This window comes from Veronia nyctiphanis (genome assembly GCF_004116385.1).
Lineage (GTDB): Bacteria > Pseudomonadota > Gammaproteobacteria > Enterobacterales > Vibrionaceae > Veronia > Veronia nyctiphanis.
Genome location: NZ_PEIB01000025.1, coordinates 53,365 through 75,224, shown reverse-complemented (window position 1 = coordinate 75,224; position 21,860 = coordinate 53,365). Strand labels below are relative to the sequence as shown.

The window sequence follows — 21,860 nt, the reverse complement described above, 5'->3', positions numbered from 1 at the left end:
GTACCTGCCTGATGTGGGGGATAACAGTTGGAAACGACTGCTAATACCGCATAACGTCTACGGACCAAAGAGGGGGATCTTCGGACCTCTCGCGTCAGGATGGGCCCAGTTGGGATTAGCTAGTTGGTGAGGTAATGGCTCACCAAGGCGACGATCCCTAGCTGGTTTGAGAGGATGATCAGCCACACTGGAACTGAGACACGGTCCAGACTCCTACGGGAGGCAGCAGTGGGGAATATTGCACAATGGGGGAAACCCTGATGCAGCCATGCCGCGTGTGTGAAGAAGGCCTTCGGGTTGTAAAGCACTTTCAGCTGTGAGGAAGGGTGAATCGTTAATAGCGGTTCATCTTGACGTTAGCAGCAGAAGAAGCACCGGCTAACTCCGTGCCAGCAGCCGCGGTAATACGGAGGGTGCGAGCGTTAATCGGAATTACTGGGCGTAAAGCGCATGCAGGCGGTCTGTTAAGCAAGATGTGAAAGCCCCGGGCTCAACCTGGGAAAGTCATTTTGAACTGGCAGGCTAGAGTCTTGTAGAGGGGGGTAGAATTTCAGGTGTAGCGGTGAAATGCGTAGAGATCTGAAGGAATACCGGTGGCGAAGGCGGCCCCCTGGACAAAGACTGACGCTCAGATGCGAAAGCGTGGGGAGCAAACAGGATTAGATACCCTGGTAGTCCACGCCGTAAACGATGTCTACTTGGAGGCTGTTGTCTAGAACAGTGGCTTTCGGAGCTAACGCGTTAAGTAGACCGCCTGGGGAGTACGGTCGCAAGATTAAAACTCAAATGAATTGACGGGGGCCCGCACAAGCGGTGGAGCATGTGGTTTAATTCGATGCAACGCGAAGAACCTTACCTACTCTTGACATCCAGAGAATTTTCCAGAGATGGATTAGTGCCTTCGGGAGCTCTGAGACAGGTGCTGCATGGCTGTCGTCAGCTCGTGTTGTGAAATGTTGGGTTAAGTCCCGCAACGAGCGCAACCCTTATCCTTGTTTGCCAGCACATAATGGTGGGAACTCCAGGGAGACTGCCGGTGATAAACCGGAGGAAGGTGGGGACGACGTCAAGTCATCATGGCCCTTACGAGTAGGGCTACACACGTGCTACAATGGCATATACAGAGGGCAGCGAGACCGCGAGGTGGAGCGAATCCCAGAAAGTATGTCGTAGTCCGGATTGGAGTCTGCAACTCGACTCCATGAAGTCGGAATCGCTAGTAATCGTGGATCAGAATGCCACGGTGAATACGTTCCCGGGCCTTGTACACACCGCCCGTCACACCATGGGAGTGGGCTGCACCAGAAGTAGATAGCTTAACCTTCGGGAGGGCGTTTACCACGGTGTGGTTCATGACTGGGGTGAAGTCGTAACAAGGTAGCCCTAGGGGAACCTGGGGCTGGATCACCTCCTTAACGATACTGTCTTTGCCAGTGTCCACACAGATTGTTGTGTTTTGTCTCCACTTTTAAAAAGCAGAAGCAAAACGAATTGACTGTGCCGATATAACTGAAGTTATCTCGTTTGGTCACTCAGTAAACATTGATAAATCTTTTTGTCTATCATTCACGAGTGCCCACACAGATTGCATAGGTCAAATTGTTAAAGAGCGTTGACTTATGAAGCCTTGCTTCACTTGGTCAGGGCTGCGTATGTTACGCTGTCCGACGTTTAAGTCAAGAAGTTATTTTGAGACTTTTCAGTGTTGCTGTCGCAACGCCCAAAACACCTTGTTGACTTGCCTCAATCCAAGATAGCCACTGGCTTTTTCCGTTGAAGCGGGCGGCCATTTTACTGATTCAAACCAGCGCGTCAAGCACTTATTTTTCATCAATTTTGCAGGCCATTTTCGCCGTGCCGATTCGGTGCATTTCCTTGTTAGGCAGTGCGCTCCGTGTCGGTGAGGCGGCATTATAGGGAGGTCACAATTCTTAGCAACCCCTTTTTTGCGTTTTTTATTACTTTTTGATGCGTTCGGTTAAAAAGAGAGCGTTTCGTTCCTAAAGTGTACGAAATCTATGTGCAAAGGCGCCTACTCTGTCCCAGTTAGTGTACTCAATCTCTTTTGTAGGATCGGTTTCACCACCTGTCATCCGCATAATAAACTGTATCATCACTCGATCGAACCAACGATAACGTGGGTAATAAAGCGCACCCGCGAAAACATCCATGACTTCAGGTGTCCAAGGCGATTTCTGAATAAACGTTTGTACATACTTGCTCGTTTCAGGTGTGTCTTTGCCCGGTTTTCTTGCCGTGAGATTGACACAGAAAAAGGCGGCATTGATATTTTTAAGCGCTTCAGCGTATTTTTCGATGAACTGGTACAATTTTTTATTTAAGTGGCCATAGCGAATCGAGGCACCTATCATCACTTTGCTATAGGCATTAAAATCGATATCAGGCACCGTATTAGCATCCATAACGTCACAGTGATAAAGCTCTGAGAGCTCGTCTTTAATGCGGTTGAGTATTTTTACTGTTTGCCCGTCAGTGCTTGAGTGTAGGAGAAGTACTTTATCCACGTTTGCATCCTCAAAAGATTCTATTGCGTTGCTCAGCTGCGCCAGAACGTTGGCGTGAACAGCACCAGCAGAGTGAAGATTTCCAATCGACCAAATAACATGGCCACTATTAACACCCATTTTGCAGCGGAGTCGATGTCAGCATAATGGAGAGCAACCTGCCCCAACCCGGGTCCAAGGTTATTCAATGTTGCGGCAACAGCAGAAAAGGCGGAGAGTTCATCAATACCCGTCGCTATCAACGCCAACATACATACGATAAAGACGAGGGCATAAGCAGAAAAGAATCCCCACACAGCATCAACTACTTGTGATGGCAAAGCCTTGTTGCCGATTTTGATGGTGTAGACGGCTCTTGGGTGAACAAGTCTCTTCAGCTCTCTTGAACCTTGCAGTGATAGGAGAAGAATACGAATGACCTTCATCCCGCCACCAGTCGAGCCTGCGCAGCCACCAATAAATGAAGAGAAAAGGAGTAGCACGGGCAAGAACAAAGGCCAGTCGACAAAACTACTGGTCGTGTAACCTGCAGTCGTAGAGATAGAGACGGTCTGGAAAATAGCCTGACTGAACGTCTCAAACAGCGAATCGTATACCCTATCTCCCACCAGTACCGAAAATACCACCAGCAATAACACCAACTGTAAGAATACGAAGGCCCTGAACTCGGGATCTTTCAGATAATAGTTAAGGTGAAGCCCACCACTGGCAAAAGCGGCAAAGTGAAGAGAAAAGTTACAGGCGGATATAAAGAGGAAGAAAACTGTGATCAGGTTTATCGCATTACTGTTGAAATGGCCAATACTGGCGTCATGAGTAGAAAAACCACCGATAGCAACCGTTGAAAAGCTGTGGCTCAATGCGTCGAAGGGAGACATACCTGCCAGCCAATAGGCCGACGCACAGGATAAGGTCAGGGCCAGATAGATGTACCAAAGCGCTTTTGCCGTTTCGGCTATCCGCGGCGTCATTTTACTGTCTTTAACAGGACCCGGTATTTCCGCACGGTACAACTGCATACCACCGATACCCAGCACGGGTAAAATGGCAACGGCTAAAACGATGATCCCCATTCCGCCCAGCCACTGCAGAAGTTGGCGGTAGAACAACATCGCTTTGGGTAAATTATCGAGACCAACAATCACTGTGGCCCCTGTCGTGGTCAGGCCGGAGAAGGATTCAAAAAATGCGTCGGTCGTGGTCATGTCAGGCTGCTCAGAGAGCATAAAAGGAATAGAGCCTGCGCTGCCAATTACCGTCCAAAAAAGAACCACAATGAGGAAGCCATCTCTAGCTTTTAGCTCGTGTCTGTACTTACGGTTTGGAAACCATAATGCACCGCCACCAGCAAGTAGAAGAAAAAAGGTCAGGACAAACGGAAAGCCTTCACCATCACGGTAGATAAAGGCCACGAGTGCTGGCGCCAACATCGTAATGCTGAATAGTGCCAGGAGAAGTCCGACGATACGGATAATTGAACGAAATTGCATGGCCCGAAGCGGTTATGTCCTTATGAATCAGGGATTACCTGATTATCTCTTGTTATTGAAGTAAGCTTACGGTTACTTGACCTCGGGTTCGGCTGAATATTTCATCCGCCACCAGATCGGATGCTCTGGCATCCACTTCCACTGTCATCAAAATATTATGGCTGAAATCGGTATGAAGCTGAACTGCGTTGTGTGATGCAAGTATGCTTTCTATTAAGGCAATGTGAGAGTATTCACAGCTAAGCTGCATTTGAACAGCGACGGTTCTTTCTTTAGTGACCAAGAACGACAATGCCTGTTGCACCCCTCCGCCGTAAGCTTTCACTAATCCTCCGGTGCCCAAGCGTATCCCGCCATAGTAACGCGTGACGACTGCACTTATTTCACCGACATTACTCCCGTTCAACTGAGCCAAGATGGGTTTACCTGCGGTGCCTGACGGCTCGCCATCATCACTGAATCCCCACTTCATTGAATCTTGTGGCGCCCGGCAACAAATCCCCAACAATTATGTCGTGCATCAGGATGCTTTTTTTTGATGGTGTTCACGAACGCCTTGGCCTCTTCGATACCAGGGGTATGCGCCAGGTAGGTTATGAAACGGCTTTTTTTTATTTCTTCTTCAACTACCACACTTTTAAGGGGAATTAGGTAAGGCGTTGTTTCCATATGTGTTACCCGGAATGAGGAGAAAGTGCATGTTACCACATACATCACCTTTTACTGATGTTCCAACCTTTGGGACTACGCTTAAGCTATCAGTAGATGTTAAATAGTCAAACTTAGAACAACAATTTTAAACAGACGTTTAACCTTTTTGTTGCTATTTAAGATGCAAGCGCTCAGACTAATAAAAAAGCTGGTCTAACCAGTATGGAAATAACAGACCAAGAACGACAAATACGGAGATAGAACATGATTTACCAAGGTGACACCCTTTCAGTGCGCCGTCTGGATGATGGTCTCGTTGAACTGGTCCTGGATGCACCAGGTTCAGTCAACAAGTTTAATGTCGCAACCCTTCAGTCTCTGAATGAAGCACTCGATGCCATCATTGCAGAATCTGACGTTAAAGGCCTTCTAATTACATCTGCTAAAAAAGCATTTGTTGTAGGTGCTGACATTACTGAATTCCTCGGACTTTTCTCGAAACCAGCCGAAGAGCTGCATAGCTGGCTGAAACGTTCAAACGACATCTTCAACAAGCTTGAAGATCTGCCATTCCCAACCGTATCTGTTATTTCCGGTCATGCTCTTGGCGGCGGTTGTGAGTGTATACTCGCTACAGATATTCGCGTGGGTGACACCACGGCACGTATCGGTCTACCTGAAACTAAACTTGGCATCATGCCTGGGTGGGGCGGTACTGTTCGTCTACCAAGAATTATTGGTGCTGATTCCGCTATGGAAATCATCACCGCAGGTAAAGACAAGAAAGCTGCAGATGCGTTGAAGCTGGGTATTCTTGACGCTGTAACAGAGCCTGCTGATTTGAAAGACGCAGGTCTGGCGATGCTGAAAGATGCGGTTGCTGGCAACATCAACTGGGAAGCACGCCGCACACAGAAAAAAGCGCCGCTGCAACTAAACAAAACCGAAGCAACCATGAGCTTTAACATGGCGAAAGGCATGGTGGCTCAAGTTGCTGGTAAGCACTACCCTGCACCAATGTCTGCTGTTATTGCTATTGAGTCGGGTGCGCGTAATGAACGTGACGCTGCATTGGACATCGAACGCGAACATTTTGTTCAACTGGCGATGAACGATGTGACAAAGGCATTGGTTGGTATCTTCCTTAACGACCAATACCTTAAGTCAAAAGCCAAGCAAGCCGCGAAAGATGGCAAACCAACACAGCGCGCTGCCGTTCTGGGTGCTGGTATCATGGGCGGTGGTATTGCTTATCAATCTGCAAGCCGTGGCGTTCCTGCAATGATGAAAGACATCAGCCAGGATTCATTGGAAACGGGCATGCAGGAAGCAGCGAAGCTTCTGAACAAGCAACTTGAGCGCGGCCGTATGAATGGCATGAAGATGGCTCAAGTCCTGTCTTCTATCACGCCGACATTGAATTACGCGGGCATCGAGACTGCTGACGTAATTGTTGAAGCGGTTGTTGAAAATCCGAAAGTGAAAGCGGCTGTACTGAGCGAAGTAGAGCAACTTATCGGTGATAACGCGATTCTGGCATCGAACACCTCAACTATCCCAATTGATGTACTTGCTGAGTCACTCAGCCGTCCTGAAAACTTCTGTGGTATGCACTTCTTTAACCCAGTGCATCGAATGCCACTGGTTGAAGTTATTCGTGGTAAGAAGACGTCAGAAGAAACAGTGTCTCGCGTTGTTGCTTACGCAGCAGCTATGGGCAAGAGCCCAGTCGTGGTCAACGACTGCCCCGGATTCTTCGTAAACCGCGTTCTCTTCCCTTACTTTGGCGGCTTCAGTCAGCTTCTGAAAGATGGCGGCGATTTCCGTAAAATCGATAAAGTGATGGAAAAAGAGTTCGGCTGGCCAATGGGCCCAGCATACCTACTGGACGTTGTTGGCCTTGATACTGCTCACCATGCACAGGCTGTAATGGCTGAAGGCTTCCCAGAGCGTATGGCGAAAGACTACCGTGATGCTATCGACGTGATGTTTGAAACTGAACGCTTTGGCCAGAAGAACGGTAAAGGTTTCTACCTCTACACCACAGATAAGAAAGGTCGACCTAAGAAAGTACAAGATGCCGAGGTTGATGCACTGATTGCCGACGTTGTTGACGGTCAAGCCGACTTTAGCAACGAAGATATCATTGCCCGCGTAATGGCTCCGATGATCAACGAAGTGGTTCGCTGCTTGGATGAAGGTATCATCGCAACGCCTGCTGAAGCTGATATGGCGCTGGTTTATGGTATTGGCTTCCCTCCATTCCGTGGTGGTGTATTCCGCTATCTGGATACCATTGGTCTTCCAGAATATGTAGCGATGGCAGACAAGTTTGCTCACTTGGGCCCAATGTATGAGGTTCCACAGAGCCTGAGAGATAAGGCTGCGAAAGGCGAAGGGTACTACGATACCCAACGACAGTCTGTTTAACACAACCGGATAAGGATATAGAGGAAATAAAAATGAATAACGTTGTGATTGTCGATTGTATTCGTACGCCAATGGGCCGCTCTAAAGCTGGCGCATTTCGCAACATCAGGGCTGAAGATTTATCGGCACACCTGATGAAATCTTTGCTTGAGCGCAACCCACAGGTTGATCCTGCAAGCATCAATGACATTTACTGGGGCTGTGTTCAGCAAACTCTGGAGCAAGGTTTCAACATCGGCCGTAATGCTTCTTTGCTGGCAGGGATTCCACATACTGTCCCTGCAAACACGGTAAACCGTCTGTGCGGTTCATCAATGCAAGCTCTTCAGGATGCAGCTCGCGCCATCATGGTTGGCGATGCAGACACCTGCCTGATTGGTGGTGTTGAGCACATGGGTCACGTACCTATGACGCACGGTGTCGACTTCCACCCGGGTATGTCAAAGTCTGTTGCTCGCGCGGCAGGCTCAATGGGCCTGACTGCTGAGCTTTTGGGTCGTATGCACGGTATTACCCGTGAAATGCAAGACGAGTTTGCTGTTCGTTCTCACCAACGCGCGCATCAGGCAACCCTTGAAGGCCGCTTCCGTAAAGAGATTGTGCCGATTGAAGCACATGACAGCACAGGGCGCCTGTTCCTAATGGAAGATGACGAAGTTATCCGTCCAGAAACAACCGTCGAAGGTCTGTCTGCACTGCGTCCTGTGTTTGACCCAGTCAATGGTACGGTTACTGCAGGTACTTCATCAGCCCTGTCAGACGGCGCATCTGCGATGCTGGTCATGAGCGAAGAGAAAGCGAAAGCACTTGGCCTACCGATTCGTGTTCGCATCCGCTCGATGGCGGTGATGGGTTGTGATCCATCAATCATGGGTTACGGTCCAGTACCTGCTACGGGTCTTGCGCTGAAACGTGCTGGCCTGACGATGGATGACATCGACATGGTAGAAATCAACGAAGCCTTTGCTGCGCAGTCTATGCCTTGCCTGAAAGATCTTGGTCTGCTTGATAAAGTAGAGGATAAGGTTAACCTTAACGGCGGTGCTATCGCACTGGGTCACCCATTAGGCTGTTCTGGTGCTCGTATCTCCACGACCCTTATCAATATCATGGAAGACAAAGACGTAGAAATCGGTCTTGCCACCATGTGTATTGGTCTTGGTCAAGGTATCGCGACCATTTTCGAACGCGTATAACCAACGTTATACGACAAAGCGGCCTCTTGAGGCCGCTTTTTTCATTTTCAATTCCCATAAGTCTTGCGCTATAGCAACCCTGTTCCTCTTTTCTGTTGTTACCATAAGCCTTACACTCGTTTGAAAATCTTATAACCCCGATTCAACGGAGGGTCCCGATGTTTAAAGCTTTGCTGCTTAACCAAGAAGACAAAACAACCACAACAACCATCACTCAACTCAATGATGATCAGTTACCTCAAGGTGATGTGACCGTCGCCGTCGATACTCGTCAATTAATTATAAAGATGGGCTTGCCGTTACCGGTAAAGGCAAAATAGTGCGTGAGTTTCCCATGGTTCCCGGCATTGATTTTGCGGGTACTGTACTGGAATCGTCGGATGACAGGTTCAGTGTTGGTCAGCATGTCGTGCTCACAGGTTGGGGCGTCGGTGAAACACATTGGGGCGGGATGTCAGAAAAATCACGCGTTAACGCTGATTGGCTAGTACCTCTACCTAGCCAACTTTCATCTGAACAGTCTATGAAAATTGGTACCGCGGGGCTAACGGCCATGCTCTGCGTGCAAGCGCTCCAAGATGCAGGAATAAAGCCAGAAGATGGCGAAATCTTGGTAACGGGCGCAAGCGGCGGTGTTGGCTCTGTTGCTATTACCTTGCTCTCACAGCTTGGTTATCAAGCTGTTGCGGTATCCGGCCGAGTAGAAGAAAACCAGCAATGGCTGACGTCAATTGGTGCCTCACGGGTGATAGCAAGGGAAGAGTTAAACCAACCTGCCCGTCCGCTTGAAAAGCAATTATGGGCAGGAGCCATCGATACAACAGGCAGCACTATGCTGGCTAAAGTGCTTAGCCAAATACATTACGGTGGTGCCGTGGCAGCATGTGGACTGGCATGTGGTTTCGATTTACCTACCACTGTGATGCCATTTATCCTTCGAAACGTCAGCCTCCTGGGTGTCGACTCGGTGTATGCCCCGATAGAAAAACGTCAACGCGCATGGGATCAAATCAGTAAACTACTTCCTGAAAGCTTCTATCAACAGTCATGCAAGCAGGTTTCACTCGATGAAGTCCCTCAGGCTGCGGTGGATATTGTTGATGGAAAGGTATCTGGTCGACTTGTCGTTAAAATCTAAATCTCGAAAAAATGCCGATTAACATGAAAAGCCGCATACGCGGCTTTTTTTATAAAAACGTTTATTACGACGCCAATTTTCGAATGAGCACTCACCTATATTCCTGAACACTAACAACACGATTCTCAACATTACCAATGAAATTGGTTCGCGATTAATGATAGAGTACCCAGAAAAAAGCAAAAAAAATCCCGCATTGAAGCGGGGAAGCCCAAGAAAACCGGGTGTGAGTGTAGTTGATGAGTAATGAGTTAGAGACTGTCGTTTGCTGCGTTGCTTGTTTCAATCCACAAGCCGAATACAACAGCTATCAGCGCCGTCATGAGTACTGCTTGCGCATCAGCTGAATTACTGTTCGACAAACCAACAACAGTGGCGACACTCGCGATGCCATATGTTGCGATACGGGTGCTGTATCCAAGTGTTTTTCTCAGCACAATGATCTCCCGTTGTGCAGACAGCAATTCGTACCACAACGCAATATTGGTTAACAAGTTGTTACTTAAACTACACGCAAATTTTACAATTCCAAGCCCCATTGAATATTTTATGGACATAAGTATGATCAACTCGACGTTTTTACTTCCAAACTAACTTATGAGTACAATTTTCGAGAGCCCAGATCACCAATTAGACGCTGAAGGTATGCGTTGTCCGGAGCCTGTCATGATGGTGAGAAAGGCAATTCGCAATATGGAAGACGGAGAGACACTACTCGTTGTAGCTGATGATCCCTCAACAACAAGAGACATCCCAAGTTTTTGTCGATTCATGGATCACACCTTGTTGGCTTCTGAAGTGGAAAAAGCCCCTTTCCGATACCTGATCAAAAAAGGCTTATAAGCCGCTGATAAAAAGTGGCGTCTGCTGCTTTTTATCTTAAACCAAATGCCATTCTGTATATGAGCCCAGTATCGTTGGCATTATTTGTCATCTAAACGCCCTACGTTTTGTCCTGTTCGCAAAAGAGAGCAACGCTAAGAACAAAAAAACGCCATTTACACTACTTATCCCCCCTAGCCCAAGCTATAATCGCGTGTTATTTTTCTCATTTACCAACAACTAATCGCGCGAACCTGACAATGCATAAATTCGATATAAAGACCTTTCAGGGCATGATCCTCGCGCTGCAGGATTACTGGGCCCAACAAGGCTGTACCATCGTTCAGCCACTCGATCTTGAAGTAGGTGCAGGCACCTCTCACCCAATGACATGCCTTCGCGCGCTTGGCCCGGAGCCAATCGCAACGGCTTACGTCCAGCCATCTCGTCGTCCAACTGACGGCCGTTACGGTGAAAACCCAAACAGATTACAGCATTATTACCAGTTCCAAGTCATCATTAAGCCCTCGCCTGACAATATACAGGAGCTTTACCTTGGCTCGTTGAGAGTATTAGGTGTCGACCCTGAAGTGCACGATATTCGCTTCGTTGAAGATAATTGGGAGAACCCGACGCTCGGTGCATGGGGCCTGGGTTGGGAAGTGTGGCTAAATGGTATGGAAGTCACTCAGTTCACCTACTTCCAGCAAGTAGGTGGTCTTGAGTGTAAGCCCGTCACTGGCGAAATCACTTATGGTATCGAGCGACTGGCGATGTATATCCAGGGCGTTGATTCCGTCTATGACCTCGTTTGGGCAGACGGCCCACTTGGTAAGGTGACTTACGGCGATATCTTCCACCAAAACGAAGTTGAACAGTCGACGTATAACTTCGAACATGCCGATGTCGACTTCCTGTTTACCTTTTTTGATCAGTGCGAAAAAGAATGTAATTCACTGCTTGAGTTGGAAAAGCCTTTACCCCTTCCCGCTTATGAGCGGATCCTAAAGGCAGGGCACGCGTTTAACTTATTAGATGCCCGCAAGGCAATTTCGGTTACCGAACGTCAACGCTATATCCTTCGCATCAGAAACCTGACTAAATCAGTGGCTGAAGCTTACTACGCATCACGCGAAGCACTCGGCTTCCCTATGTGTAAAAAGACCGAGAATGAGGCGTAAGGGGACGCGACACTATGACTAAAGAATTTCTAATCGAACTCGGAACGGAAGAGTTACCACCAACGCAACTTCGTACGCTTGCTGAAGCATTTTCCGCGAACTTCGAAAGTGAGCTAAAATCGGCAAGTCTTACCCATGAAGGCATTCAATGGTATGCCTCCCCTCGCCGTCTTGCACTTAGAGTCTCTCAGCTTGCAGAATCGCAAGCTGACAAAGTTGTTGAGAAACGAGGCCCTGCTATATCTGTCGCCTTTGACGGAGATGGAAACCCAACCAAAGCTGCGCAAGGCTGGGCCAGAGGCAATGGTATTACGGTAGAGCAAGCAGAGCGCTTGGTCACCGATAAAGGTGAGTGGCTTCTGTTTAAGCAAGAAGTCAAAGGCCAAAAAACCAAAGATATTGTTATCGACTTGGCAGCCAATGCACTGGCTAAACTCCCTATCGCTAAGCCAATGCGTTGGGGTGACAAGGATACGCAATTTATCCGCCCAGTAAAAACACTGACGATCCTGTTAGGTGATGTGTTGGTAGAAGGCCAAATATTGGGTGTGGCATCAGCACGTACTATCCGTGGCCACCGATTCATGGGTGAGCAAGAGTTTATGATTGACTCTGCTGAACAATACCCAGCGCTGCTCGAAGAGCGTGGCAAAGTAATGGCCGATTACGATGCCCGAAAAGCCATCATTATTGCTGATGCCAAGAAAGCCGCTGATGCAGTTGGCGGTACAGCAGACCTTGAAGATGACTTAGTAGAAGAAGTCACCTCGCTGGTTGAATGGCCTGTTGTTCTCACAGCAAAGTTTGAGCCTGAATTCCTCAAGGTACCTGCCGAAGCCTTGGTTTACACCATGAAAGGCGACCAGAAGTACTTCCCTGTATACGACAGCAACAAAGCTCTTCTGCCGAACTTTATCTTCGTTTCTAATATTGAATCTAAAGAGCCTCGCCATGTTATCGAAGGTAATGAGAAGGTTGTCCGCCCTCGCCTTGCTGACGCAGAGTTCTTCTTCAATACCGACCGCAAGAGCCCTTTGATTGCCCGGTTGCCAGAACTTGAAAAAGCGGTTTTCCAAAAGCAGTTGGGTACCATCAAAGACAAGACGGACAGGATCACCGAGCTAGCAGCATTTATAGCTGACAAAATTGGCGGTGATATTGATAATACAAAACGTGCAGGCCTGCTGTGTAAGTGTGATTTGATGACATCCATGGTATTTGAATTTACCGATACCCAGGGTGTTATGGGCATGCACTATGCGCGTCATGATGGTGAAAAAGAGGATGTTGCACTGGCGTTGAATGAGCACTACATGCCACGCTTTGCGGGCGATACGCTACCATCATCGAAAGTCTCTTCAGCAGTCGCAATGGCCGATAAACTTGATACGATCGTCGGTATCTTTGGTATCGGACAAGCGCCAAAAGGCAGTGACCCGTTTGCACTTCGTCGTGCGTCGCTTGGTGTACTTCGCATTATTGTCGAGAACAACTTTGATTTAGACCTCGTTGAGTTAATCGGTCAGGCCCGCACGCTACTGGGCGATAGACTGACAAATGACAACGTAGAGTCAGACGTATTTGAATTCATGCTCGGTCGATTCCGTGCATGGTATCAAGACGAAGGTCATAGTGTTGATGTGATTCAGGCGGTATTAGCTCAGCGCCCTACACAGCCTACAGATTTTGATAAGCGAGTGAAGGCGGTTACGCACTTCCGCGGCCTTGATGAAGCTGAGTCATTAGCCGCTGCGAATAAGCGTGTGGGTAACATCCTCGCCAAGTTTGAAGGCCAACTTCCAACAGCAGTTGATACCTCCCTTCTAATTGAAGACGCAGAGAAAGCATTGGCAAATGACGTCGCAGATGTTGTTACTTCACTTCAGTCAGTATTTGCAGACAGAGATTATCAGAAGGCGTTAACTGAGCTTGCCAAGCTTCGTGAATCCGTCGATAACTTTTTTGACAATGTCATGGTAATGGCAGACGACGAGGCATTGAAAGTTAATCGCCTGACTCTGCTGAGCACGCTTCGTCAACAGTTTATGAACGTTGCCGATATTTCGCTGTTGCAAAAGTAACTTACGCTCAATTCTCCAATACAAACCCCGCACTAGCGGGGTTTTTTATCTCATGTTTCACGTGAAACACATCCATATTTAACCGCTACTCCACTATTTCTGCCTACCCATTTACACCCAGAAAATAATGCTAAAATTTCAGTATTGATGACATTCAAATCAGATGTTTTTTAATGTATGTTGTTGAGTCCACCAGCAGTTTAGTTGCATTTTAAGGCTCGGACGCAATGCAGATATCGAAATTCGGAAAGAAGTTTACTCAGTACTCCGGGATCACCCAACTCATGGATGATCTAAATGAAGGGTTAAGAAACCCTGATACCATCATGCTAGGTGGTGGTAACCCCGCGCAAATCCCAGAGATGCTTTCTGAGTTCGAGAAAATTTCAAGCAAGCTTTTAGCCAACGGCTCCCTAGTAAAAGCCATGGCCAATTATGATGGTCCTCAGGGCAAGAATGAGTTTATAGAAGCACTGGCAGACTTATTCAAAAATACCTATGGCTGGGATATTTCAAGTAAAAATATTATGCTAACCAATGGTAGTCAGTCTGCATTCTTCTATCTATTCAATTTGTTTGCGGGTGAGTTCCCAGACGGTAGCAAGAAGAAAATATTGCTACCCCTAGCACCTGAATATATCGGCTATGGGGATTCGGGTGTATCCGCTGATATGTTCATAAGCTATAGGCCGGAGATTGAATTTCTTCCAGAGCGCCAGTTCAAATATCATGTTGATTTTGATGCACTGGAGGTGGATAAATCTGTAGGTGCTATTTGTGCGTCGAGACCTACGAACCCGACGGGTAATGTACTCACAGACGACGAAATTGCCAAGCTGGACAAGCTCGCCAGAGACAACGGCGTACCGCTCATCATAGACAATGCTTATGGAGTGCCCTTTCCCAATATCATTTTCGAATCGGTAACGCCATTTTGGAATGGTAACACCATCTTGTGTTCTAGCCTATCTAAGCTCGGGTTACCGGGTTTACGTTGCGGTATCATAGTAGCGAATGAAGAAGTTATACAGGCACTGACAAATTTGAACGGCATTATTAGCCTTTCACCAGGAAGCCTTGGACCTGCAGTGGGCCTTGAACTGGTTAAAACAGGTGACATATTAAATCTTAGTGAGAATATCATAAAGCCGTTTTACAAGGCCAAATCAGAATTTGCAGTAAGACTACTTCAACAATCAATCAGAGATAGCCGCTTCAAAATTCACAAGCCTGAAGGGGCGATGTTTTTGTGGTTGTGGTTTGAAGAATTACCTATAACCACCAAAGAGCTCTATCGTCGCCTTAAAGATCAAGGACTTCTTATTGTGCCAGGAGAGTACTTCTTTGTTGGACTGGAAGATGGGTGGGAACATGGGCGTCAGTGCATCAGAATGAATTATGTACAAGATGAATCCGTTCTTGAGCGGGGTATTGAGATTTTAGCGACAGAAATTTCAGCCCTCTACAATAACTAATCATAAAGTAGTTTATTCTCTATTTTGCGGTCATGTTTCACGTGAAACATGGCCGCTTTCTATTTAAAAAATATATAAATCATAAACTTACATGTCAATCATATGCTGTGTGAAATCTGAGAAGAATGACACCTGTACCTGTTCAACTTTTCACACAGATGAAGAAAAAAAAGGAGAAATAAAAACTATTTCTCCTTGCTTGAGAGGTCTGTTATGACCTAAAGATGGATTTCAGATGTCTTGGAACCATTAATAAATATCTTATGCGATAACTAAAACGACTCGCATTTTTGCTTTAGCTATAACAGACGATATTTACATAGCAGTTACTTATTGGCTGAGTAGTTCTCAATACAAGGCCAAGTAATGCTGAGTACGTTTTAGCAAGTGACACCCATCGTAGTCAAATTAGAAACCATTAAATAACAGATACTTAATATACAAACCAGTACTAAGACACTGGCAAACGATACTTCAAACGGACCTTCAGTAAGTTTCTGTTTTTATGAAATAAATATGCAAAAGTAGACGTTTGAACGATTTGTCTAAAATGGATGTTGAAGGGATACCTGAAAGAAACTAATGGGTAAATACACAACAAAAAGCATATCAAATAATTACTTTTCGAAAAAAAAACGTCGCGATGCGACGTTTTTCTCAAAGTTAAACACGAGGTCAAACACTACACATCGAGATTCGCTACTTTCAATGCATTGTTTTCAATGAATGCACGGCGAGGTTCAACATGATCCCCCATTAGGGTTGTGAATAACTCATCAGCAGCGACGGCATCCTGAATCGTGACACGCATCATTCGACGAGATTCTGGGTCCATGGTAGTTTCCCAAAGCTGGTCAGGGTTCATCTCACCGAGACCTTTGTAGCGCTGTTTGCTAAGCCCCCTACCCGACTCTTTGATGAGCCATGCCAGTGCATCTGCAAAGCTACTCACAGGCTGTTTACGCTCACCACGCTGAATGTATGCCGTATCATCTAAAAGCCCATTTAAAGTCTCTGAGAGTTCAGCAATACGCCCATATTCTTTCGAATTAAGCAGGTCATAGCTGACAACGTATTCGTGATCAACACCATGGGTTCTTACGATAAGTTCAGGCTGGTAGACACCACGTTCTTCTTCAAACTTAATCGCAGAGCGATACTGACTTTCACCCGAAGACTTACGGTTGAGGATTTCAACAATATTGTCCATCCATGCCTTCACCGACCTTCATCAGTCAAACTATCAACGGCAAGACGAGGTTGATAAACCAGTTCGTTGAGAAGTGCTGTCGGATAGCGACGGCTCATGCGGCTGATCAGTTTCATCACACCGTTGTATTTCTTGACCAAATCTTCAAGGGCCAAACCGTTCATTGCGGGTGCATCTTGATTGACAAACAATGATGCATTTTCAAGAGCCAGAGACACCTGAAACTGTTCCATCGCATCATCGTCCTTGATGTATTGCTCTTGCTTTCCTTTCTTCACTTTGTAAAGAGGCGGCTGAGCAATGTAGATGTAACCACGCTCAATGAGCTCAGGCATTTGGCGATAGAAGAATGTCAGCAACAACGTACGGATGTGTGAGCCATCGACGTCCGCATCGGTCATAATGATGATGCTGTGGTAACGCAGCTTGTCAGGGTTGTATTCATCACGCCCGATACCACAACCCATCGCAGTGATAAGAGTAGCGACTTCTTGCGAAGACAGCATTTTATCGAAACGGGCTTTCTCTACGTTCAGGATCTTACCTTTCAGTGGCAATATAGCCTGACATTTACGATCACGTCCCTGCTTCGCTGAGCCACCTGCTGAGTCACCCTCCACAATGTAGAGTTCAGACAGCGCCGGATCTTTTTCCTGGCAGTCAGCAAGCTTGCCGGGAAGGCCTGCAAGATCAAGTGCACCTTTACGGCGAGTCATCTCACGGGCTTTTCTTGCCGCTTCTCTGGCACGCGCAGCATCGATGATTTTGCTACAAACAATCTTTGAATCCTGCGGGTTTTCGATCAGGAACTCAGACAGTTTCTCACCCATCGCAGTCTCAACAGCAGATTTAACCTCAGAGGAGACCAGCTTATCTTTTGTCTGGCTCGAGAATTTAGGATCGGGCACTTTGACCGACACAACCGCCGTCAAACCTTCACGAGCATCATCACCAGATGTTGCCGCTTTCGCCTTTTTCGAATAGCCCTCTTTCTCCATGAAAGAATTCAACGTACGCGTGAGTGCCGCGCGGAAGCCGGCGAGGTGAGTACCACCATCACGTTGCGGAATATTATTGGTAAAGCAATAGATGTTTTCTTGAAAACCATCGTTCCACTGCATAGAAACTTCTACGCTAACACCGTCTTCTCGTGTCGTTTCAAAGTGGAAAATGCTCGGGTGTATTGGTGTCTTATTACGGTTAAGGTGCTCAACAAATGCGCGGATACCACCTTCATACATGTAGTGGTCTTGTTTGTCTTCCTCTCGCTCGTCGACGAGCTTGATTGAGACACCCGAGTTCAAGAACGAAAGTTCGCGCAGACGCTTTGCGAGAATCTCATAGTGGAAGAGGATGTCAGAAAATGTTTCTTCACTTGGCCAAAAACGGATTCTCGTACCGGTTTCTTCTGTATCACCGATAGCTGAAAGCGGTTTTTCAGGTACACCCATTTTATAAATTTGTTGATGGATGTTACCGTGACGCCAGATAGTCAGTTCGAGTTTCTCTGACAAAGCATTTACAACAGAAACACCAACGCCGTGCAGACCGCCAGACACTTTATAGGAATTGTCATCAAACTTACCACCTGCGTGTAACACAGTCATGATAACTTCAGCGGCTGATATGCCTTCTTCTTCGTGGATATCAACAGGGATACCGCGACCGTCATCGCGGACTGAGACGGAACCATCTTCATGGATAGTGACAAGAATGTCGTTACAATGACCAGCGAGTGCTTCATCGATCGAGTTATCGACGACCTCAAAAACCATGTGGTGCAGACCAGTGCCATCGTCCGTGTCACCGATATACATCCCTGGACGTTTTCGAACGGCATCAAGGCCCTTTAGAACCTTGATACTTGATGAATCGTAATTGTTGGACATTGAGTTACTCTCGCTTAGTTTATCCTGCGGTTATTTTACCGTTTTCGACAACAAACATCTTACTATTTTCGTCGCACATTTCAGCGACTGATCAGCACTAATCGCACTGACAAAGACCTGTGCGCCTGTTATTTTGAGTTGCTCAGCAAGCAACGCTCTGCGGCTACTGTCGAGCTCAGACGCAAAATCATCAATAAGGTAGATACTTGCTTGTTAGTATCTTCTGTAAGCTGAAGTCCCTGCGCCAAACGTAATGCACAGACAAGCAGTTTTAACTGCCCTCGAGACAATACATCTTCAACGGGAGTCCCCGAGACACGTAGACGAAGATCAGCTTTGTGCGGGCCACTGACTGTGTAGCCCAATTGCTGATCACGCGAAAAGTTATCTCTTAATAACTCGGCATAATCAGCGTCTTTTTCCCACCCACGGGAATAAGACAGTGTAATTTCGTATTCAGGCAGAAACGCCCGGCAAAGTGTCTCAACACGCTCAGACAGTTTTTCAACGTAGCTCTGCGCCACATATCTATCTGAGTACAAAGAGGAACTAACTCAGCGTCCCAATAACTCAGTTCGCGATAACTTTTAGCCGTCTTCAACAGGGCGTTGCGCTGTTTGGTTAGGCGTTTAACACGAGACCAGCACGCATAAAACGTCTGTTCCACATGAAACACTCCCCAGTCAATAAATGGACGACGGCATTTAGGCCCGCCGGTTAAAAGCTCAAAGCCTTCAGGCGTAATGAGTTGCATGGGCAGTATTTCAGCAAGCTGAAATAGCTTTTGGCCCTTTTCTTCGCCAATTTTAACGTCAGTAGTACCATCGCGGTGTTTACGGAGGCCCACAGGCAACAAAGCACCGGACTGACTGACGCGTCCATGAACGGTAAGACTATCCTGCTGATGGCGGATCACCCTCCCCGTCAGCTGACTGCGAAATGAGCGGCCATGACCAAGGTAGTATATAGCTTCTAATACACTGGTTTTTCCGCTGCCATTGGCACCAATAAGAAAGTTGAAGCCTGATGACAGGCTAAAGTCACAGGCTTCGATATTTCTCAGATCATGTATCGTTAAACGGGACAACGTCATATTAGAGACGGTGTGGCATCACCACATACATGGCATCTTCATTATCACAATCTTCGATTAGCGCAGCAGAGGCGCTTTCTTTCATTGAGAAGCGAACATTTTGGCATTTAAGTGTATTAAGCACATCCAACACATAGCCGATATTAAAACCAATCTCGATCTCTTCGCCCTGATAATCCACATCTACCAGCTCTTCCGCTTCTTCCTGTTCAGGGTTATTGGCAGAAATACGAAGTAAGCCATTACTTACATTCATAGTCACGCTACGAAAGCGCTCGTTGGAAAGAATAGCTGCACGACTGAGTGCCTGCCTTAGTATCTCACAATCCGCGAGCATGACTTGCTCAGCGCCTTGCGGTAACACACGGCGATAATCAGGAAAGCGCCCATCAACAAGCTTTGATGTAAACACATACTGGCTAAGTTCAGCACGGATATTCGACTCGCCGACCTGCAACACGACAACTTCATCGGGCTCATCCAATAAGCGCATTAATTCGGTAATACCCTTACGTGGCACAATCACTTGCTTGATGTCGACCGCAGTATCCAGGCGAACTTCGGCAATCGCAAGTCGGTGACCATCTGTCGCCACTGAACGCAGTGTTTCCCCTTCTGTTTGCAGCTGCATGCCGTTTAAATAATAACGGACATCCTGATTGGCCATTGAAAAATGCGTACGTTCAATCAGCTGACGCAGCGCACCCTGTGTCAACGTCAAATCGATATCGCTTTGCCAATCTTCAATGTTTGGAAAGTCGTCAGCTGGCAAAGTAGAAAGGGTGAAGCGACTGCGTCCAGAACGAATTAACACCCTGTCCCCTTCGACAGAAAAGGAGATTGACGCTTCGCTCGGTAAACCGCGGCAAATATCAAGAAACTTACGCGATGGCACAGTAATTGCGCCTTCAACCGCATCGGCATCGACTGCGATACGTGCGATAAGCTCAACCTCGTGGTCAGTACAAGTAAGTGTTAACTCACCGCCTTCCACTTTGAGTAATATATTACCCAGGATTGGCAGTGATGGCCGTCCACTGATCGCACCTGCGACCTGCTGGAGCGGCTTCAATAATAATTCACGGCTGAGAGAAAATTTCATATTAGGATGACAAGGTCCGAATGAGGTTTGAATAGTCTTCTTTTATATCGTGGCTCTCTTCCCGCAGTTGTTCAATTTTTCTGCAGGCATGAAGCACGGTTGTGTGGTCTCTGCCACCAAATGCGTCTCCGATCTCTGGGAGACTGTGGTTTGTCAGTTCCTTTGAAAGTGCCATCGCGACCTGACGAGGACGCGCGACTGAACGGCTGCGACGTTTTGACAGCAAGTCTGCCATCTTAATTTTGTAATACTCGGCGACCGTCTTTTGGATGTTATCAATCGTCACAAGCTTCTCTTGCAAAGCAAGCAAGTCACGGAGAGCTTCACGCACAAAATCGATGGTGATCGCACGACCAGTGAAGTTAGCGTTCGCTATTACCCTATTTAACGCACCTTCAAGCTCACGAACATTTGAACGCAGGCGCTTGGCGATAAAAAATGCCACTTCGTCGGGCAGACGAATGGAGTGGTCTTCTGCTTTTTTCATCAAAATCGCAACACGGGTTTCCAGCTCAGGTGGTTCAATCGCCACCGTCAGACCCCAACCAAAACGGGATTTTAGCCTGTCCTCTACCCCACTGATTTCTTTTGGATAGCGGTCTGAGGTGAGAATAATTTGCTGATTGCCCTCGAGCAATGCATTAAAAGTGTGGAAAAACTCTTCCTGAGACCGTTCTTTATTGGCAAAGAATTGGATGTCATCGATAAGCAGTGCATCGACACTCCGGTAATACCGCTTGAATTCCTCAATGGCATTATTTTGCAGCGCTTTGACCATATCCTGAACAAAACGCTCAGAGTGCATGTACACAACGCGGGCATCTTTTTTGCGATCGCTTATGGCATTGCCCACGGCATGCAATAAGTGAGTTTTACCGAGGCCTGTTCCACCATAAAGGAAAAGCGGGTTATACGCTGCACCGGGGTTATCAGCTACCTGACGCGCTGCTGCAAGTGCGAGTTGGTTAGACTTACCTTCAACGAAGTTAACAAACTGGTGTTTCGGGTTCACATTTGAGCGGTGATTAACATCAGATTGCACAGGTGACGGCGCAGGCTCCCATGTTCTGCCCACTGGTTTTTCCACCGCAGGTGCCACAGGCGCTGCCGTGCTCGGAATGTTGGGTGGCGCCGTGGCAGCAATAGCTTACTGCCGACTTCAAAACGCAACATGGGAATATCAACACCACAGAACTCATTCAACAGCTGGTTAATGCTATTGAGGTACTTGTCACGCACCCAATCCAATACAAATCGGTTTGGGGCAAACAATGTCAGGGTATTGTCATTCAACTCCGCCTGAAGCGGTCGAACCCACATGCTAAATTCTGTTGCAGGAAGATCTTCCTGAAGGCGCTGAAGGCACTGCAACCAAAGCGAAGATGACACGTCTGACTCCACACTCATAAAAAGTTTCTGAAAAGGGGGTTAATTTTATACCGCTCGCCAGCGGATAGCTAGCGCCAAGATCCCTCTATCGGTGAATAAGATCGAAGTTATACACACACTTCACACAAAAATGGGTCATTAGGACACAGAATTCCCTCTAATTACTCACAGTTTTATTCCTAGATCGC

Annotated in this window: 11 protein-coding genes, 1 rRNA gene and 4 pseudogenes; 8 read left to right on the top strand and 8 right to left on the bottom strand. The window is 47.1% G+C overall.

Annotation, left to right across the window (positions count from 1 at the left end; genetic code table 11):
- Nucleotides 1-1,415 (top strand): 16S ribosomal RNA (locus tag CS022_RS17455); the annotation flags it as partial.
- A gap of 585 nt (nt 1,416-2,000) precedes the next feature.
- Here the strand turns inward: CS022_RS17455 and hemG are convergent.
- From hemG to CS022_RS17440, 3 genes and pseudogenes are all read right to left on the bottom strand, one after another.
- Nucleotides 2,001-2,525, bottom strand: coding sequence for a menaquinone-dependent protoporphyrinogen IX dehydrogenase (hemG, locus tag CS022_RS17450; RefSeq protein ID WP_129123353.1), 525 nt, complete (start codon nt 2,523-2,525; stop codon nt 2,001-2,003).
- A 32-nt stretch (nt 2,526-2,557) separates the two neighbouring features.
- Nucleotides 2,558-4,015 (bottom strand): TrkH family potassium uptake protein, encoded by a 1,458-nt coding sequence (locus CS022_RS17445; RefSeq protein ID WP_129123352.1) that lies wholly within the window; start codon nt 4,013-4,015, stop codon nt 2,558-2,560.
- A 52-nt stretch (nt 4,016-4,067) separates the two neighbouring features.
- Nucleotides 4,068-4,684: pseudogene (locus CS022_RS17440) on the bottom strand (YigZ family protein).
- Nucleotides 4,685-4,930: 246 nt separating this feature from the next.
- On the opposite strand from CS022_RS17440, the gene fadB reads away from it, so the two are divergent.
- From fadB to acuI, 3 genes and pseudogenes are all read left to right on the top strand, one after another.
- Nucleotides 4,931-7,096, top strand: a complete 2,166-nt coding sequence (gene fadB, locus CS022_RS17435) for a fatty acid oxidation complex subunit alpha FadB (protein ID WP_129123351.1) — start codon at nt 4,931-4,933, stop codon at nt 7,094-7,096.
- Between the two features lie 32 nt (nt 7,097-7,128).
- The gene (fadA, locus tag CS022_RS17430) at nt 7,129-8,292 is read left to right on the top strand and encodes an acetyl-CoA C-acyltransferase FadA (protein WP_129123350.1); all 1,164 of its coding nucleotides are present in this window, start codon (nt 7,129-7,131) and stop codon (nt 8,290-8,292) included.
- A gap of 158 nt (nt 8,293-8,450) precedes the next feature.
- Nucleotides 8,451-9,430: pseudogene (gene acuI, locus CS022_RS17425) on the top strand (acrylyl-CoA reductase (NADPH)).
- Nucleotides 9,431-9,681: 251 nt separating this feature from the next.
- Here acuI and CS022_RS17420 read toward each other — a convergent pair.
- Nucleotides 9,682-9,924: a hypothetical protein gene (locus CS022_RS17420; RefSeq protein ID WP_145964522.1), complete on the bottom strand. Its 243-nt coding sequence runs from the start codon at nt 9,922-9,924 to the stop codon at nt 9,682-9,684.
- Nucleotides 9,925-10,027: 103 nt separating this feature from the next.
- On the opposite strand from CS022_RS17420, the gene tusA reads away from it, so the two are divergent.
- The 4 genes from tusA to CS022_RS17400 all read left to right on the top strand — a co-directional run bounded on the left by tusA (nt 10,028) and on the right by CS022_RS17400 (nt 14,989).
- Nucleotides 10,028-10,273 (top strand): sulfurtransferase TusA, encoded by a 246-nt coding sequence (gene tusA, locus CS022_RS17415; protein ID WP_129123348.1) that lies wholly within the window; start codon nt 10,028-10,030, stop codon nt 10,271-10,273.
- A 239-nt stretch (nt 10,274-10,512) separates the two neighbouring features.
- A complete protein-coding gene (glyQ, locus tag CS022_RS17410) occupies nt 10,513-11,433 on the top strand; it encodes a glycine--tRNA ligase subunit alpha (RefSeq protein ID WP_129123347.1) in 921 nt (306 codons plus the stop codon).
- A gap of 14 nt (nt 11,434-11,447) precedes the next feature.
- The gene (glyS, locus tag CS022_RS17405; protein ID WP_129123346.1) at nt 11,448-13,514 is read left to right on the top strand and encodes a glycine--tRNA ligase subunit beta; all 2,067 of its coding nucleotides are present in this window, start codon (nt 11,448-11,450) and stop codon (nt 13,512-13,514) included.
- A gap of 227 nt (nt 13,515-13,741) precedes the next feature.
- A complete protein-coding gene (locus tag CS022_RS17400) occupies nt 13,742-14,989 on the top strand; it encodes a valine--pyruvate transaminase (protein WP_129123345.1) in 1,248 nt (415 codons plus the stop codon).
- A gap of 682 nt (nt 14,990-15,671) precedes the next feature.
- Here the strand turns inward: CS022_RS17400 and gyrB are convergent.
- The 4 genes and pseudogenes from gyrB to dnaA all read right to left on the bottom strand — a co-directional run bounded on the left by gyrB (nt 15,672) and on the right by dnaA (nt 21,672).
- Nucleotides 15,672-18,088: pseudogene (gene gyrB / locus CS022_RS17395) on the bottom strand (DNA topoisomerase (ATP-hydrolyzing) subunit B).
- A gap of 391 nt (nt 18,089-18,479) precedes the next feature.
- Nucleotides 18,480-19,181: a DNA replication/repair protein RecF gene (recF, locus tag CS022_RS17390; RefSeq protein WP_235869573.1), complete on the bottom strand. Its 702-nt coding sequence runs from the start codon at nt 19,179-19,181 to the stop codon at nt 18,480-18,482.
- A gap of 1 nt (nt 19,182) precedes the next feature.
- Complete coding sequence (gene dnaN, locus CS022_RS17385) at nt 19,183-20,283, bottom strand: DNA polymerase III subunit beta (protein ID WP_129123344.1); 1,101 nt, start codon at nt 20,281-20,283, stop codon at nt 19,183-19,185.
- 1 nt (nt 20,284) lies between these two features.
- Nucleotides 20,285-21,672: pseudogene (gene dnaA, locus CS022_RS17380) on the bottom strand (chromosomal replication initiator protein DnaA).
- Between the last annotated feature and the right edge of the window lie 188 nt (nt 21,673-21,860).

Bases quoted from the DNA above. Each gene is read 5' to 3' on its own strand.
- CS022_RS17400 (WP_129123345.1), top strand. From the start codon at position 13,742: ATGCAGATATCGAAATTCGGAAAGAAGTTTACTCAGTACTCCGGGATC.
- tusA (WP_129123348.1), top strand. From the start codon at position 10,028: ATGAGTACAATTTTCGAGAGCCCAGATCACCAATTAGACGCTGAAGGT.
- glyQ (WP_129123347.1), top strand. From the start codon at position 10,513: ATGCATAAATTCGATATAAAGACCTTTCAGGGCATGATCCTCGCGCTG.
- glyS (WP_129123346.1), top strand. From the start codon at position 11,448: ATGACTAAAGAATTTCTAATCGAACTCGGAACGGAAGAGTTACCACCA.
- fadB (WP_129123351.1), top strand. From the start codon at position 4,931: ATGATTTACCAAGGTGACACCCTTTCAGTGCGCCGTCTGGATGATGGT.
- dnaN (WP_129123344.1), bottom strand. From the start codon at position 20,283: ATGAAATTTTCTCTCAGCCGTGAATTATTATTGAAGCCGCTCCAGCAG.
- CS022_RS17445 (WP_129123352.1), bottom strand. From the start codon at position 4,015: ATGCAATTTCGTTCAATTATCCGTATCGTCGGACTTCTCCTGGCACTA.
- fadA (WP_129123350.1), top strand. From the start codon at position 7,129: ATGAATAACGTTGTGATTGTCGATTGTATTCGTACGCCAATGGGCCGC.
- recF (WP_235869573.1), bottom strand. From the start codon at position 19,181: ATGACGTTGTCCCGTTTAACGATACATGATCTGAGAAATATCGAAGCC.